The organism is Nocardia coubleae NBRC 108252 (assembly GCF_001612805.1).
GTDB lineage: Bacteria > Actinomycetota > Actinomycetes > Mycobacteriales > Mycobacteriaceae > Nocardia > Nocardia coubleae.
In genome coordinates, this window is the sequence record NZ_BDBD01000021.1 from 120930 (window position 1) to 134575 (window position 13646).

The following is a 13646-nucleotide window of genomic DNA, read 5'->3' on the forward strand; positions in this document are numbered from 1 at the left end:
TTCGCCATGCAGATCGGATTCAAATTGGCGGCCGAGGCCTTCGACCCGAACGAACTGGTCCGCCAGGCCGTTCGGGCCGAGTCCGTCGGCTTCGATTTCGTCGAGATCAGCGACCATTTCCATCCGTGGCTGGACAATCAGGGCCATTCACCGTTCGCCTGGTCGGTGCTCGGCGCGATCGCCGCGCGCACCGACAGCCTCGAGCTCGCGACCGGTGTGACCTGCCCGATCATCCGCTATCACCCCGCGATCATCGCCCAGGCCGCCGCCACCACGGCGCTGCTCTCCGACGGACGCTTCACCCTCGGGATCGGGTCCGGTGAGCGGCTCAACGAGCACGTGGTCGGCCAGGAATTTCCGCCGGTGCTCGTTCGGCAGCGGATGTTGCGTGAGGCGCTCGAGATCATCCGCCTGCTGTGGCGCGGCGGATACCGCAATTACGACGGTCGCTACCTGTCGCTGTCGGACGCGCGGGTCTTCGATCTGCCGGACACACCGCCGAAGATCGCTGTCGCGGCGGGTGGTCCACGTGCGGCCGAGATCGCCGCCGAACTCGGCGACGGCCTGTTCGCCACCGAACCCGACCCCGATCTGGTGCGCACCTACCGGGACTCCGGCGGCATGGGGCCACGCTATGTAGAGGTCGGTGTCGCCTTCGATCCCGACGAGCGCAAGGCCGCCGAGGCCGCGCTGTCTACGAATCGGTGGATGACCGGCGGCTGGAAAGTGATGAGCGAGTTGCCGAATCCGGTGAACTTCGCCGCCGCGTCGACCACCGTGCGAGTAGACGACATGCTCGAGGCGATGGTCTGCGGCAACGACCCCAAGCGCTATGTCGAGGCTGTCCGCAAGGCCACCGACGCCGGCTTTGACCGGGTGGTGCTGATGAACGCGGGCCCGGATGTCGACGCGTTCCTCGATTTCTACAGCAGCGAACTGCAACCGCTGTTGCGCGCGGAGGGCTGAATCGGCGATGCCCCTGCGGATCGGTACCTCCGGCTGGCAATACCGTGATTGGCGCGGTGTGCTGTATCCGCAGGGGCTGCCGATGCGAAGCTGGCTGGAGCATTTCGCGCAGGCCTTCGCGACGGTGGAGTCCAACAACGCCTTCTACCGGCTGCCGAGCCGGGAAACCTTCGCCGCGTGGCGCGAGCGCACGCCCGCGGATTTCGTTGTCGCGGTGAAGGCCAGCCGCTTCCTCACCCACATCAAACGACTGCGCGAGCCGGAGGAACCGGTGCAGCGCCTGCTCGACCGCGCCGAGGGCCTCGGTGACCGGCTCGGCCCGATCCTGTTGCAACTGCCACCCACCCTGCGCGCCGACGCGGGCCTGCTCGACGACTGTCTTCGCTGTTTCCCGTCCTCGGTGCGGGTGGCGGTGGAACCCAGACACGAGTCCTGGTGGACCGACGAGATCCGCGATGTCCTGTGTGCACGCGGAGCGGCGCTGTCCTGGGCGGATCGTGATTCCCGGCCGGTGACGCCACTGTGGCGCACCACCGATTGGGCGTATCTCCGCCTGCACGCCGGTCGCGCCAACCCATCGCCGCACTACGGCAGGCAGGCCCTGAACGGCTGGGTGCACCGTCTGCTCGACGCCTTCCCGGCCGACGCCGACTGCTACGTCTACTTCAACAACGACCCCGGCGGGGCGGCCGTGCGCGACGCCGTCACCTTCGCCCACCTGGCCGAGGGCGCGGGCGCCGAGGTGACCCGCGTGCCGGACCTGTCCACCCAGCGAGCCGCCTCATGACCACGACCAAATACCCCGGTGCGGCCGAGTACGTACCGAGCACCGACAACCTGGCCACCCTCGCGGCCGCCGCCGACGCCTGCCACGGTTGCGACCTGTATCGCGACGCCACCCAGACGGTGTTCGGCGAGGGCGCACCGCACGCGAGCACCGTCCTGATCGGTGAACAACCCGGCAACGAGGAAGACCTCGACGGCCACCCGTTCGTCGGACCGGCCGGACGACTGCTCGACCGCGCGCTCGACGACATCGGCGTCGACCGGAAAACGCTCTACCTCACGAACGCGGTGAAGCACTTCCGCTTCGAGCAGCGCGGCAAACGACGCATCCACCAGCAACCCCGCCGCACCGAGATCGTCGCCTGCGCACCCTGGCTCACCCGCGAATTGGACCTCATCGCACCGGAACTCGTGATCTGCCTCGGCGCCATCGCCACGCAATCGGTGCTCGGCCCGAAGGCCAAGGTCACCGAATTGCGTGGCCGCACCGTCGAACTCGAACATTTTCGGGTCGGCGCGACGGTGCACCCGTCCTCGGTACTGCGGGCGACCGACCGCACCCAGGCCTACGCCGAGTTTGTCGACGACCTGACCCACCTGTTCGAGCCGGCCTGATCACCAGCCGGGATCGACATCCATCGGCACATTGATCCAGCTCGGCCGCGCCGGGTCGAGCTCGAGGTGCTGGGTCCGCAGACCGCTCTCGTTCAGCAACGGCCGCAGCGGGATCGCGCTGGGGAAGTTGCCCGCGAACACGTCGACACGCAGGCGGTGCCCCGGCAGCAGCACACCGTCGGTGGCGCGGATGCCGATCTCGATGGTCGTCGGCTCACCCGGCACCGTCGGCTGACGCGTGTCCAGCGTGAGGATGGGGTACGGGTCGGTGTAGTCGCCGTTGGGCGAACGGGTGGACTTCGCCTCGTCGATCGCCCGCAGCGACGCCATCAGCTGACCCTGCGACCAGACCGTCGAACGTCCGTCCGGCGCTACATCATTGACGGTGACGGTCCAGTACCCGTCGGTGGTGTCGAGCACCGTGTTCAGGTGCGCGGCGATCGCCCCGGAGATCCGCGTCGGCTTGTCGACCGGTGCGGTGGTGAAGGTGAGCGCGGCGCCCTCGCTGATCCGGGCGTCCTTGGCACACACATCCGGCAGCGGAACGAGTCCGGCGGTGCCCTGTGCGGCATCACGCGAACAGATCGTCGACAAACTCGGATCCACCGAAAGACGCTGCGCCCCACCGGGAGCGGTGACCAGACTGCCGTCGTGACGGGCACCGGGCGCGGTCCCCGACGGCGCGGCGTCCAGATACATCCGGCGGTACTCCATGCCGGGGCGCGGGAACGCCACATCGGTGGTCCACTGCTCGCTGCCCTGCTGCCACAGCGTCACCGGGTCGTACCGGTCGATGCCGTTGTCGATGCCCTTGAGCCACTTGTCGAACCACGCGCGCTGCAATGCCTCGAGCGGTGCGGGCGCACCCGGCTGACCGAGTCCCGAGCTCACGGTCACGTGGTACACGTTGCCCATGATGAGCTTCTTCTGCTCGGCGGGCACATCGAGCGCGTTGTAGATGCGCGGGGTCGAATAGGTGAAGATGTCGTGCCACCCGCCGTAGAGGAACGCGGGCACCTGCACCTTCTCCGGCTGCCCGACCCACGCGGTGCGCAGCGCCGAATCGTCGTCGAGGATCGCCGACATCTCCGGCGGGATCTGTTCGACGGTCGGGGTGGTCAGCGCGGCGATGAGCACATTGAAGAAGGTGAACGGGTCGCGCACCCGGTCGGCCAGCCACACCCAGTCGAACTTGCCCGCGAGGATCGACACCATGTCGGGCAGCAATTTGGCGCCGTCGACCGCGAGCAGCCAGGCCGGGATGAAGCCGACACCGAGCGCGCCACCGGGAGCGGCGACATCGCGGATCAGGTCGCTACCGGGCACCACCGGGAAGATCGCCTTCAGTGCCTCGGGCTGGCGCTGAGCGGTGTGCAGCTGGTTGATCCCCGAATAGGAGATGCCGCTCATCCCGATCTTGCCGTCGGACCAGCGCTGTTTCGACGCCCAGTCCACCACCTCGACACCGTCGAGCTGCTCGCGTTCACCGAACACCTGCCAGGTGCCCTGCGAGAACCCGGTGCCACGCACGTCGACGACCACCTGGGTGTATCCACCGCGGATCAGATTGCGGTCGACACCGAAGGTGCGCGCGGCGCCGCCGGGCAGCGCCTTCATCATGTCGCTGAGGCTGCTGAAGCCGAACGGCGAGAAGTCGAGGTTCTGCAGGACCGGCATCAGCAGATCCGACAGGCCGGGCACCGCGAGCGCCGAGTCCGCGATGTTGGACACCAGCTTGGTGTAGGGCGTCATATTGACGATCGTCGGCGTGGGTTCGGCGATGGGCTGACCGTCGGCACCGGCGGGGTGATAGACGTTGGCTTTCAATACCGTGCCGTCGCTCATCGTGATGGGGACGTCCCACTCGATGAAAACGTTGGGGTACTGCTGGGGCCCGGTATGGGTTGCCACGAATTGGGCATCGAGCCCTTCGGCGGCCGGTGCGGCCGAACCCATCGGCGCGGATGCCACCGCACCTGCCAATACGACGACCGACGCCATCAGCGCCGCCAGTCGCCCACGATATTTGCCCATACCTCGACGTCAGCCCTCCCGCTATCGGGAACCGTGTCGTTCCCGTACCGGAAAGTAACGTAGCCTGTGTCACACGCGATCGCAACGATGTGCTCTCCGCCGCCCGCCGACCAGCGTCATCACCCCGACCTGACACAATCACCCCTGTGACTGCGCCCGGATTCGACGCCGACGGTCGCCGGTACCGGGGCGCCGCTCCCGGGCAACGCCAGCAGGAACGCCGTGCCCGGCTCATCGAAGCCGCCACCGAGGCCTTCGGCACCGAGGGCTACCGCAACACCACGGTGACCACCATCTGCGCGGCCGCCGGTGTCGGGAAGCGATACTTCTACGAATCCTTCAGCGACAGTGAGGATTTGCTGCTCGAGGTGTACCGCGAGATCGCGGCGCGGATGATCGAGTCGATCCACGCGGGCATCAGCACGGCCGACACCGATGTGACGACTCAGGTCCGGGTAGCGCTGGCCGCCTACTTCCAGCTCATCCACGACGACCCGCGCGTGCCACGCATCGCCTTCTTCGAGATCCTCGGCGTGAGTCCCGCCGTCGACCGGGCTTACCGCGATGTGCTCGACGCGCTGGTCGACATCTGCCTCGCCCTGCTCACCCCGCACGTCGACCACGACGCCCACCCGGCGGTGAGCGTGCGCACGGTGCTGCTCGGGCTGGTCGGGGCGATTGTCATCATCGCCCAGCAGTGGGTGCTGTCGGACTACCGTCAGCCGATCGGCGATGTGGTCGACAGCGCGTGCCTGGTGGTCGGCGCGGTGCTGGAACGCCTCAGCCCTTAGCGGCCGGCTCAGGGCACCGTCAGCACGGCGAGCCCGACGAGAACATCCACCAGGCCGCAGAATTCGGCGAACGACCGGGCGACGGTGCGGTCGGCGCGACGATGCCCGTAGTCCCACAGGCCGTGCGCGATCCAGCCCGCGGCGACCGCGATTCGGGCCGCGCCGAGGTCGGCGTGCTGGGCGAATACGGCTGTGGCGGTGAACAGGACGAATCCCACGAGCTGGAGGACGAAGGCGCGGTCGACCCGTCTCGTCAGGGCCGCCCAGAGCACCGCGTCGGCGGCGATCACGGACAGCGCGGCGGTGGTCGGCATGGGTAACCGCACGACCTACCCGCATCGGGCCGTACAACAGTCTGCTCGCACCCGCCTACATCGGTCGAGCGGAAAGCAAGTGAATGGCCTCCGCCTCGGGTCCGGCCGGGCACGGGTGCCGGTAGCGCCGGGATGAACAGCGGGCGACCATCGCGTTCGCCGTATTGCCTTGTTCGACAAGGCGAGTCGAGACTTGGGCCACGCCCGCGCCGTTCTGTGCGATCCAGCCGAGCCGAAGGACCCGCGATGCCCTTTCTGCTGATCTCCGGTGTCTTCGTTGCCAAGGGCGCTGCGCCCGACGGTGATTCGGTGCGGTTTCGTCCCGACGATCCGGCCCTGTGGGACCGGGTCGGCGGCCCGCACCGGGTCAAACGCAATGCCTCGGGTGCCGCCCAGTTGCGGCTGGACGGCATCGACTCCCTCGAGACGCATTACACGCCCCGCCACGGCACCCGCACGCATCAGCCGTTGCCGCTGGCGCGCGCCGCGGCCGACGAGTTGCTGGCATGGCTCGGCTTCACCGGCGTGGTCCGCAACGACAGCGAGACCGTGACCAGCACCGACCAGGCCGTGGTGCCCGGTTTCATCCTCACTCGCGGCGCCGATCTGCACGGCCGGTGCGTGGCGTTCGCCGGGCGGGGGCCCGCACCGGGCAGCTCCGGTGCCGAGATATTCGTCGACGTGGCGCTGCTCCGGCTCACTCTCAACCACCATCAGCTGGCGACCGGTCTGGCCTATCCCACGTTCTATCGCAGCCTGTTCCCCGCCCTGCGCGCGGAGTTCACCGCGGTGTCGGAGGCCGCGGCGGTCGGTTCGCTCGGCGTGTGGGCTGCCGACGCCACCACGACCGGTGCCGCCATCACCTCGCCGAGTTCCCTGTCCGACGACATCGTCGTGCTGCCGAAGTTGTTCCGCCGCCTCGCCGACTACCTCGAACTCGGCGACGGCGACCTCTCCCTCGACGGCTTCCCCGCCTTCCTTGCGCAGGCGGCCGACCGTTTCTTCATCATCTCCACCGGCCACTCCACCACCGGCTTGGACGCGATCACCGTGATCGACGGGTCAACGGTTCGCCTCACCCACCCGCCGACCGATCTGGTTTTCGACGAGAATTGACGTCCTCTCCATCTTGAAGGGTGGAGATTCCTACCAGCACCCTCCTGGGCGCTGTCGGTGGGTTCCTGTTTCACAGGGACGTGCCGTCCGCTTACGCGGCGGGACTTACCGTCCCTCCGCAGGCGTTTAGCCTCTCGGCCCGTCCGGCCGCGAGGATGTTTCGTGCCGCGTTGAGATCGCGGTCGTGAGTGACACCACAGGCGCAGGTCCATTCACGCACATGCAGCGGCTTGGCCTCACCAACTACCCCGCACGCCGAGCAGAGCCGGGTCGAGGGAAACCAGCGATTCACTCTGCCGAAGGCCCGCCCGTACCGGGCAGCTTTCTGCTCGAGCATGCGAACGAACATGCCCCACCCGGCATCGTGGACCGACTTGGCCAACCGCGTGCGCGCCAGTCCCTTGATGCACAAGTCCTCCACATACACCGCTTGGTTGTCGCAAATGATCCGTGTCGAGTGCTTATGCGCCCAATCCCGGCGTGCATCGGCCACCCTCGCGTGCGCGCGAGCCACCTTGACCCGAGCCTTGGCCCGGTTGCTGCTGCCTTTCTGCTTGCGCGAAAGATTCCGCGCAGCGTTGGCGAGTCGGCGTTCGGCCTGACGCAGAAACCTCGCACTGGTGATCGTCGTGCCATCTGACAGCACCGCGAACGTCGCCAACCCCAGGTCGATACCCACCTCGGCCTCGGTCGGGGGCAACGCCTGATCGTCGGTGATTATGACGAACGACGCGAAGAACCGGCCAGCGCTGTCGCGGGTGACCGTGACCGACGACGGATCCGACGGCAACTCCCGCGACCAGGCAACCTTCAACTCGCCGACCTTCGGCAACCGCAGCTTCCTACCGGCCGTCACCGCAAAACGCGCGTTGCGCGTAAAACGGATCGACTGCCGAGAGTCCTTGCGGGACCGAAACCGCGGGGGCGCAACCGGCGCACCTCGACGCTTTCCGGCAACCGACTGAAAAAAGTTGCGGTAGGCGGTGTTCAGGTCGGCCAACGCCTGCTGCAACACCACCGACGACACCTCACCGAGCCAGGCACGTTCCGGATCCTTCTTCGCCAGCGTCAACCGCTTCGATAACTCCGCGTCCGAGATACGCTGCTTGCCCTGTTCGAATGCCGCCTGACGGACAGCCAACCCGTCGTTGAAGAATTACCGACATCATGCTGGCAGTGGGTGAGGATTCGACTGTGAGCCACCACCGCCATCGAGAACGACGCACAAGGCGACCTGGGATCAGCTGTTGCCCGGCGCTCGGATCGGGTAACCCACCGATATGACTACTCACGAGCAGCAGCAACTCGACGAGGTCATCGAACGGTTGACCATCCGGTACCCGAACATTCCCCCCGAAGAGATCACCGACATCGTGCGCGAGACCTACCAGCATTTCGGATCGGCGCAGGTGCGCGACTTCGTTCCCCTGCTCGTCGAACACCACGTGAAGGACGAGCTCGGAACGCCGACCGGGGACATTCCGCCGATCCCGGATTGAATCCGGCGCGGGCCCGGCTAGCGTGGAGGCCACCACGCAAACCATTAGGAGGTCCGCATGCCTGAATCAGTGCGCGGTGTCGTCGCTCTCACGAAGAACGCGCCCGTGGAAACCGTCGACATCGTGATTCCCGACCCGGGACCGCACGATGTGGTGGTCCGGGTGCAGGCGTGCGGTGTGTGCCACACCGATCTGCACTACCGCGAGGGCGGGATCAACGACGAGTTCCCGTTCCTGCTCGGGCACGAGGCGGCCGGTGTCGTCGAATCGGTCGGCGAGGCGGTAACCCACGTGGCCGAGGGCGATTTCGTCGTCCTCAACTGGCGCGCGGTCTGCGGTGAGTGCCGTGCGTGTCGACGTGGCCGCCCGTGGTACTGCTTCGACACCCACAACGCGAGCGTCCCGATGACGCTTGCCGACGGCACCCCGCTCACTCCGGCGCTGGGTATCGGCGCCTTCGCCGACAAGACACTGGTGCACGAAAAGCAGTGCACGCGAGTCGATCCCGGCACCGATCCGGCCGTCGCGGGACTGCTCGGCTGCGGTGTGATGGCCGGTATCGGCGCCGCCATGAACACCGGTTCGGTCTCGCGCGGCGACAGCGTCGCCGTGATCGGGTGCGGCGGGGTGGGTGACGCCGCGATCGCCGGTGCGAATCTCGCGGGCGCGGGCACGATCATCGCGATCGACCGCGATGCGCGGAAGCTGGAGTGGGCCAAGGAGTTCGGCGCCACACACACGATCGACGCCACCAGCGGCGACGTGGTGGAACAGATCAAAGACCTCACCGACGGTTTCGGCGCCGACGTGGTGATCGACGCGGTCGGCAGGCCGGAGACCTGGAAGCAGGCGTTCTACGGCCGCGACCTCGCGGGCACCGTGGTGCTCGTCGGCGTCCCGACCCCGGACATGAGCCTCGACATGCCACTGATCGACCTGTTCTCACACGGCGGTTCGCTGAAATCGTCGTGGTACGGCGACTGCCTGCCCGAACGCGACTTCCCCATGCTCATCGACCTGTACCGGCAGGGCCGATTGCCACTGGACCGGTTCGTCACCGAACGCATCGGCATCGACGACGTCGAGGCGTCCTTCGCCGCCATGGGCGAGGGTCGCGTGCTGCGCTCGGTGGTGGTCTGGTGAGCGCGCGCATCGAAAAGGTCGTCACCTCCGGCACTTTCAGCCTCGACGGCGGCACCTGGGACGTCGACAACAATGTGTGGCTGATCGGTGACGACGACGAGGTGCTCGTGATCGACGCCGCCCACGACGCCGACGCCATCGCCGCCGCCGTCGGCAACCGGAACGTCACCGCGATTCTGTGCACGCACGGTCACAACGACCACGTCACCGTCGCCCCCGACCTGGCCGCCCGCCTGGACGCCCCCATCCTCCTCCACCCCGGCGACGAACCGCTGTGGCGGATGACCCACCCGTCCGTCGGCTACCGCTCCCTCGACGGCACCGATCGGATCACGGTGGCGGGCACCGACATCGACATCCTGCACACCCCGGGCCACTCCCCCGGCTCGGTGTCCCTGTACACCCCCGACCTCGCTGCCCTTTTCACCGGCGACACGCTGTTCTCCGGTGGGCCGGGAGCGACCGGGCGATCCTTCTCCGATTTCGACACGATCATCGATTCGATCCGGGACAGGTTGCTCACCCTCCCGGAGGACACGACGGTCAACACCGGCCACGGTGACAGCACGACGATCGGCGCGGAGAAACCATCGCTCGCGGAGTGGATCGCGCGAGGTCACTGAGTTCGGGCGAGGACGCCCGCCTCGTCAGCCGACACGGCGGGCGCGGGCGAGCGAAAGCCCGCCGACAACCACGCTCGCCAGCCCGAAGGCAATCGCCACGACACCCCCGCCGAGACCGTTCCCGGTGCCGAGTCCTCCTTCGGCCGTGGCGACCACCCAGGCGCCACCGATGATGGCGATCAGTCCCGCGACCAGAGCGGATACCGCTCTGGTCGCGGCGGGCCGGGCCAGTGCCCAGCCACCCGCGAGCACACCGAGCAGGCCGATGACCGCGGCCGAAGACGCGACGAGTCGACCGGAACTCATGCCGTCGGACGCGGCGAGCGCAGTCGTCGCCGAAGCGGGGGCGGCCGTGCCGACGGCAAGCGGGGTGGTGACAGCGAGTGCGGCCAGGGTGCGAATCGAGGTGGGCATGATGTTCTCCTTCGTGAGGACGTGTCAGTGAGATGCACGACTGGGCGGTCGTTGCACGCGCCGAAATCGATATGGACGCGGCACCGGCCGATCGCCGACTGCGAACCGGAGGCGGAATCACTGCGTGGCGACGATCAACCTGCTTCGGAGTACGCCTGGCACGAGCGGCGCAGCCCACGAGCCGATGTGCCACCATCGACCTCCCCGGATGTCGAGGAGCGTCCAACCGCCGCGGGTGGTGGCGATCGGTTCTTGGAGTGCGCCGGCGGGCTAGCGATATCGTCCACCGCTCCGATGTGCCGCCGTCGCCACCGGCTTCGTGCCGGAGGTCGTCGGCGATCAGTTCAAGAATGGCCGAACAGCAGGGGTCAGTCGTCCTGCCGCAGTAGACAATTCGTGATGCTGCGGATGCGGTACCGGCGGGGCGGGGCGGGACCGTTCTTCGCTCGGAGTACCGCGTTCGTGGTAGTCGACGAGTCACCCAGCCGGGCGACGCGGTCGGCGGTGGGTCCGGGCTAGGGTGCACAGATGAGCAGGGCACGGGTGGTCGACTCGGTGGTCGCCGTCGGTGTGGCGGTGGCGCTGCTGGTCACCGGGGTGAGCCGGGCGCATGGCAGCCCCGAGTGGCTCGGCTACGCGCTGCTCGCCGCGAGCGGTCTGGCCTTGGCCGGGCGTCGGCGTGCACCGGTGGCCGTGCTGGTGGTGACCGGGTTGTGCGCGGTGGGTTATCAGGCGCTCGGCTTCGATGTGCCCGTTGTGGCGTTCCTGTTCGCGGTGTATTTCGCGGTGCGCGCCGGGCACCATCTCGTGACGGTGATCGCGGCGGTCGCCCTGATCGTCGCGTTGCCGCTGGCCGCCATGATCACCCTCCACGACACCGCCGCGGCCCTCGCCCGCGGTCGCGACGCACTCGAACTCGCCTGGTTGATCGCGGCGGGCGCGGCCGGTGAGGCCCTGCGGCAGGCCGAGCGCCGCGCCGACGAAGCCGAACGCACGCGCGAGGAGACCGCGCGCCGCCGGGCCGACGAGGAACGTCTGCACATCGCCCGCGAGCTGCACGACTCGCTCACCCACCAGATCTCGGTGATCAAGGTGCAGTCCGAAGCCGCCGTGCACGTGGCACGCAAGCGCGGCGAGGACGTGCCCGCCGCCCTCCTCGCCATCCGGGACGCAGGCCGGGAAGCTGCCCGCGAACTGCGGGCGACCCTGACCGCCCTGCGCGATGACGAGACACCACGCCCCGGCCTCGCCCACCTCGACGACCTGCTGGAACGCGCCCGCGCGGCCGGAGTGGACACCTCGTTGACCGTCGAGGGCAACCGCACGGACGTGCCGGCGGCCGTCGACCGAACCGTGTACCGCATCGTGCAGGAAGCACTCACCAATACCGCCCGCCACGCCGGCGCGACGACCGCGACGGTCCGCATCGACTACCGCGCGGACGGTCTCGTCATCGACGTCGAGGACAACGGCCGCGCCGCACCCGCCGGCACGGGCGGGGTCGGGCTTCTCGGCATGCGTGAGCGGGTCACCGCACTCGGTGGGCGCCTGCATACCGGGCCACGGCCAACCGGCGGTTTCGCCGTGCACGCCGAATTGCCTCTGGAGCGATCGTGATTCGCGTCCTGCTGGTCGACGACCAGCCCCTGATCCGCAGCGGGTTCCGCGCCCTGCTCGACATCGAGGACGATATCGAGGTGGTCGCCGAGGCCGGTGACGGTGGCGAAGGTGTCGACCTGGCCCGCGCGCACCTGCCCGATATCGCGCTCGTCGACATCCAGATGCCGCACGTCGACGGCATCGAGGCGACCCGCAGAATCGCCGCCGACCCCGCCCTCGCCGGCGTGCACGTGGTCATCCTCACCAACTACGGCCTCGACGACTACGTGTTCGAAGCACTCCGCGCGGGCGCGGCCGGTTTCCTCGTCAAAGACATCGAGCCAGAGGACTTCCTGCACGCCATCCGGGTGGCCGCCCGCGGCGACGCCCTGCTCGCTCCATCCATCACCCGGCGACTCATCGCCCGTTACGTCACCGAACCACCCACTCCCCCAGCGGGTTCCGGACTAGAGGAACTCACCACCCGCGAACGCGAAGCCGTAGCCCTGGCCGCCCGTGGCCTGTCCAACGACGACATCGCCAGCCAGATGTTCATCAGTCCCCACACCGCCAAAACCCACCTCAACCGGGCCATGACCAAACTCCACGCCCGAGACCGGGCCCAACTCGTCGTCTTCGCCTACGAATCCGGCCTGGTGACTCCCCGCAACCACTGACACCGACCGATCAGGCCGCTCGGGTCAGCTGCTCGAGCCGGCGCATCCTGCCGTCCTGCGTGAATTCACCGAAGAGGAAGACCTCGGTGGTGACCGGCCCCGTGGTGCGCATCGTCGCGTGAATGGTCATCCGGGCGGCGATCCGATCACCCTGCGCGACTGCCTCGTGAACCTCGAACCGGTACTCGCGCAGGTTCTTTCGCACCGGACGCAGGTGGGCGATCAAGCGGTCGCGATCGATCCTGATCCCGTCGGCCACCTGCACGGCATCAGGTGTGTGGAACCGGTCGATCACCTCGGCCGGATCGTTGTCGGTGTTCAACGCCGCCGCGGTGAACCGGGTGTAGAAGTCGGCGATGAACTGCTCGGGCGAACGGGGCGGGGTAGGGGTCACGGCACTCCAGACGTAGAATTCTTACAACGCTGTAAAGGTTACGCACGATGGAACAACTTTGACAAGGATGTAAGACTTTGACCGGAATCCGGGAACCGAAGCGGCGCGCGGACGCCACGCGCAGCAGAGCGGCTATCCTCGACGCCGCGACCCGACTGCTCGCGACACAGCCCGACGCAGGCATGGCGGCCATCGCCGCAGCCGCCGGTGTGACACGCCAAACGGTCTACGCGCACTTCGCTTCTCGCGACGACCTCATGAATGCCGTCGTCGATCACACGACTGCCCGAGCTACCGAGGCAATACTCGCGGCCGACCTCGACAACGGGTCAGCCACCGACGCATTGCTGCGGATGCTCGACGTGGGGTGGAAGTTCTTCCGCGCCGCTCCCCTGAGCTACCACGTCGGCGCGTTCGCGCGTGAACGAGACGAGAAGCATCAGGCTCCCGTCAACGACCGACTGATCGGGCTCGTGATCCGCGGCCAACAGGAAGGCGAGTTCGACGCCACCGTGCCGGCGCAGTGGCTGGTAGCCGCGATCGTCGGTGTTTCCCACGCCGCCGGTGACGAGGTACGAGCCGGAAGAATGACACAGCCCGAGGCAGAGACGGCGTTGCGCGACAGCGTGCTCCGATTGACCGCCGCCGGTTCACGGTGAGTCACGTCCGGCGGCG

At 67.9% G+C, this 13646-nt stretch carries 15 protein-coding genes and 1 pseudogene; 11 read left to right on the forward strand and 5 right to left on the reverse strand.

Features of this window, described 5'->3' with window-relative positions:
- Positions 1-6: 6 nt before the first annotated feature.
- From NCO8_RS23370 to NCO8_RS23380, 3 genes are read left to right on the forward strand one after another with little or no spacing between them, the layout of a single operon-like run.
- Positions 7-966, forward strand: a complete 960-nt coding sequence (locus NCO8_RS23370) for a TIGR03557 family F420-dependent LLM class oxidoreductase (protein ID WP_067642259.1) — start codon at positions 7-9, stop codon at positions 964-966.
- A 7-nt stretch (positions 967-973) separates the two neighbouring features.
- Positions 974-1753: a DUF72 domain-containing protein gene (locus NCO8_RS23375; RefSeq protein WP_067642260.1), complete on the forward strand. Its 780-nt coding sequence runs from the start codon at positions 974-976 to the stop codon at positions 1751-1753.
- Positions 1750-2367 carry a UdgX family uracil-DNA binding protein gene (locus NCO8_RS23380; protein ID WP_067642261.1) on the forward strand — a complete coding sequence of 206 codons (618 nt, stop codon included), beginning with the start codon at positions 1750-1752 and terminating at the stop codon, positions 2365-2367. Before NCO8_RS23375 ends, NCO8_RS23380 begins: the two co-directional genes overlap by 4 nt.
- Here the strand turns inward: NCO8_RS23380 and NCO8_RS23385 are convergent, their stop codons facing one another.
- On the reverse strand, positions 2368-4401 hold the full coding sequence (locus NCO8_RS23385) for a CocE/NonD family hydrolase (protein WP_067642262.1): 2034 nt from the start codon (positions 4399-4401) through the stop codon (positions 2368-2370). It lies immediately after the preceding gene.
- 146 nt (positions 4402-4547) lie between these two features.
- Between NCO8_RS23385 and NCO8_RS23390 the strand changes: the two genes are divergently transcribed.
- A complete protein-coding gene (locus NCO8_RS23390; RefSeq protein ID WP_067486909.1) occupies positions 4548-5192 on the forward strand; it encodes a TetR/AcrR family transcriptional regulator in 645 nt (214 codons plus the stop codon).
- An 8-nt stretch (positions 5193-5200) separates the two neighbouring features.
- Here the strand turns inward: NCO8_RS23390 and NCO8_RS23395 are convergent, their stop codons facing one another.
- Positions 5201-5506 carry a hypothetical protein gene (locus NCO8_RS23395; protein WP_067642263.1) on the reverse strand — a complete coding sequence of 102 codons (306 nt, stop codon included), beginning with the start codon at positions 5504-5506 and terminating at the stop codon, positions 5201-5203.
- Positions 5507-5752: 246 nt separating this feature from the next.
- Between NCO8_RS23395 and NCO8_RS23400 the strand changes: the two genes are divergently transcribed.
- On the forward strand, positions 5753-6622 hold the full coding sequence (locus NCO8_RS23400; RefSeq protein WP_067642264.1) for a nuclease: 870 nt from the start codon (positions 5753-5755) through the stop codon (positions 6620-6622).
- A 91-nt stretch (positions 6623-6713) separates the two neighbouring features.
- On the opposite strand, the pseudogene NCO8_RS23405 reads toward NCO8_RS23400, so the two are convergent.
- A pseudogene (locus NCO8_RS23405) lies at positions 6714-7766 on the reverse strand (RNA-guided endonuclease InsQ/TnpB family protein); the annotation flags it as partial.
- 136 nt (positions 7767-7902) lie between these two features.
- Here NCO8_RS23405 and NCO8_RS23410 point away from each other — a divergent pair.
- The 3 genes from NCO8_RS23410 to NCO8_RS23420 are packed head-to-tail and all read left to right on the forward strand — an operon-like array spanning position 7903 to position 9887.
- Positions 7903-8121 (forward strand): three-helix bundle dimerization domain-containing protein, encoded by a 219-nt coding sequence (locus NCO8_RS23410; protein ID WP_067642265.1) that lies wholly within the window; start codon positions 7903-7905, stop codon positions 8119-8121.
- 57 nt (positions 8122-8178) lie between these two features.
- Entirely contained in the window at positions 8179-9264 is a 1086-nt protein-coding gene (locus tag NCO8_RS23415; protein WP_067486903.1) for an S-(hydroxymethyl)mycothiol dehydrogenase, read from the forward strand.
- Complete coding sequence (locus NCO8_RS23420; RefSeq protein WP_067642266.1) at positions 9261-9887, forward strand: MBL fold metallo-hydrolase; 627 nt, start codon at positions 9261-9263, stop codon at positions 9885-9887. The genes NCO8_RS23415 and NCO8_RS23420 overlap by 4 nt, the downstream gene beginning before the upstream one ends.
- A gap of 24 nt (positions 9888-9911) precedes the next feature.
- Here the strand turns inward: NCO8_RS23420 and NCO8_RS23425 are convergent, their stop codons facing one another.
- Positions 9912-10301, reverse strand: coding sequence for a DUF6223 family protein (locus NCO8_RS23425; RefSeq protein WP_067642267.1), 390 nt, complete (start codon positions 10299-10301; stop codon positions 9912-9914).
- 528 nt (positions 10302-10829) lie between these two features.
- Here NCO8_RS23425 and NCO8_RS23430 point away from each other — a divergent pair.
- Both NCO8_RS23430 and NCO8_RS23435 read left to right on the forward strand, forming a co-directional pair.
- Positions 10830-11918: a sensor histidine kinase gene (locus NCO8_RS23430; protein WP_067642268.1), complete on the forward strand. Its 1089-nt coding sequence runs from the start codon at positions 10830-10832 to the stop codon at positions 11916-11918.
- Entirely contained in the window at positions 11915-12577 is a 663-nt protein-coding gene (locus NCO8_RS23435; RefSeq protein ID WP_067642269.1) for a response regulator, read from the forward strand. The genes NCO8_RS23430 and NCO8_RS23435 overlap by 4 nt, the downstream gene beginning before the upstream one ends.
- A gap of 10 nt (positions 12578-12587) precedes the next feature.
- Here the strand turns inward: NCO8_RS23435 and NCO8_RS23440 are convergent, their stop codons facing one another.
- A complete protein-coding gene (locus NCO8_RS23440; RefSeq protein WP_067642270.1) occupies positions 12588-12971 on the reverse strand; it encodes a nuclear transport factor 2 family protein in 384 nt (127 codons plus the stop codon).
- A gap of 77 nt (positions 12972-13048) precedes the next feature.
- On the opposite strand from NCO8_RS23440, the gene NCO8_RS23445 reads away from it, so the two are divergent.
- On the forward strand, positions 13049-13630 hold the full coding sequence (locus NCO8_RS23445; RefSeq protein WP_067642271.1) for a TetR/AcrR family transcriptional regulator: 582 nt from the start codon (positions 13049-13051) through the stop codon (positions 13628-13630).
- Positions 13631-13646 lie beyond the last annotated feature (16 nt).

Excerpts from the sequence above, each read along its gene's own strand:
- NCO8_RS23385 (WP_067642262.1), bottom strand. The coding sequence starts at position 4,401 with ATGGGCAAATATCGTGGGCGACTGGCGGCGCTGATGGCGTCGGTCGTC.
- NCO8_RS23380 (WP_067642261.1), top strand. The coding sequence starts at position 1,750 with ATGACCACGACCAAATACCCCGGTGCGGCCGAGTACGTACCGAGCACC.
- NCO8_RS23410 (WP_067642265.1), top strand. The coding sequence starts at position 7,903 with ATGACTACTCACGAGCAGCAGCAACTCGACGAGGTCATCGAACGGTTG.
- NCO8_RS23395 (WP_067642263.1), bottom strand. The coding sequence starts at position 5,506 with ATGCCGACCACCGCCGCGCTGTCCGTGATCGCCGCCGACGCGGTGCTC.
- NCO8_RS23370 (WP_067642259.1), top strand. The coding sequence starts at position 7 with ATGCAGATCGGATTCAAATTGGCGGCCGAGGCCTTCGACCCGAACGAA.
- NCO8_RS23400 (WP_067642264.1), top strand. The coding sequence starts at position 5,753 with ATGCCCTTTCTGCTGATCTCCGGTGTCTTCGTTGCCAAGGGCGCTGCG.
- NCO8_RS23415 (WP_067486903.1), top strand. The coding sequence starts at position 8,179 with ATGCCTGAATCAGTGCGCGGTGTCGTCGCTCTCACGAAGAACGCGCCC.
- NCO8_RS23425 (WP_067642267.1), bottom strand. The coding sequence starts at position 10,301 with ATGCCCACCTCGATTCGCACCCTGGCCGCACTCGCTGTCACCACCCCG.
- NCO8_RS23430 (WP_067642268.1), top strand. The coding sequence starts at position 10,830 with ATGAGCAGGGCACGGGTGGTCGACTCGGTGGTCGCCGTCGGTGTGGCG.
- NCO8_RS23375 (WP_067642260.1), top strand. The coding sequence starts at position 974 with ATGCCCCTGCGGATCGGTACCTCCGGCTGGCAATACCGTGATTGGCGC.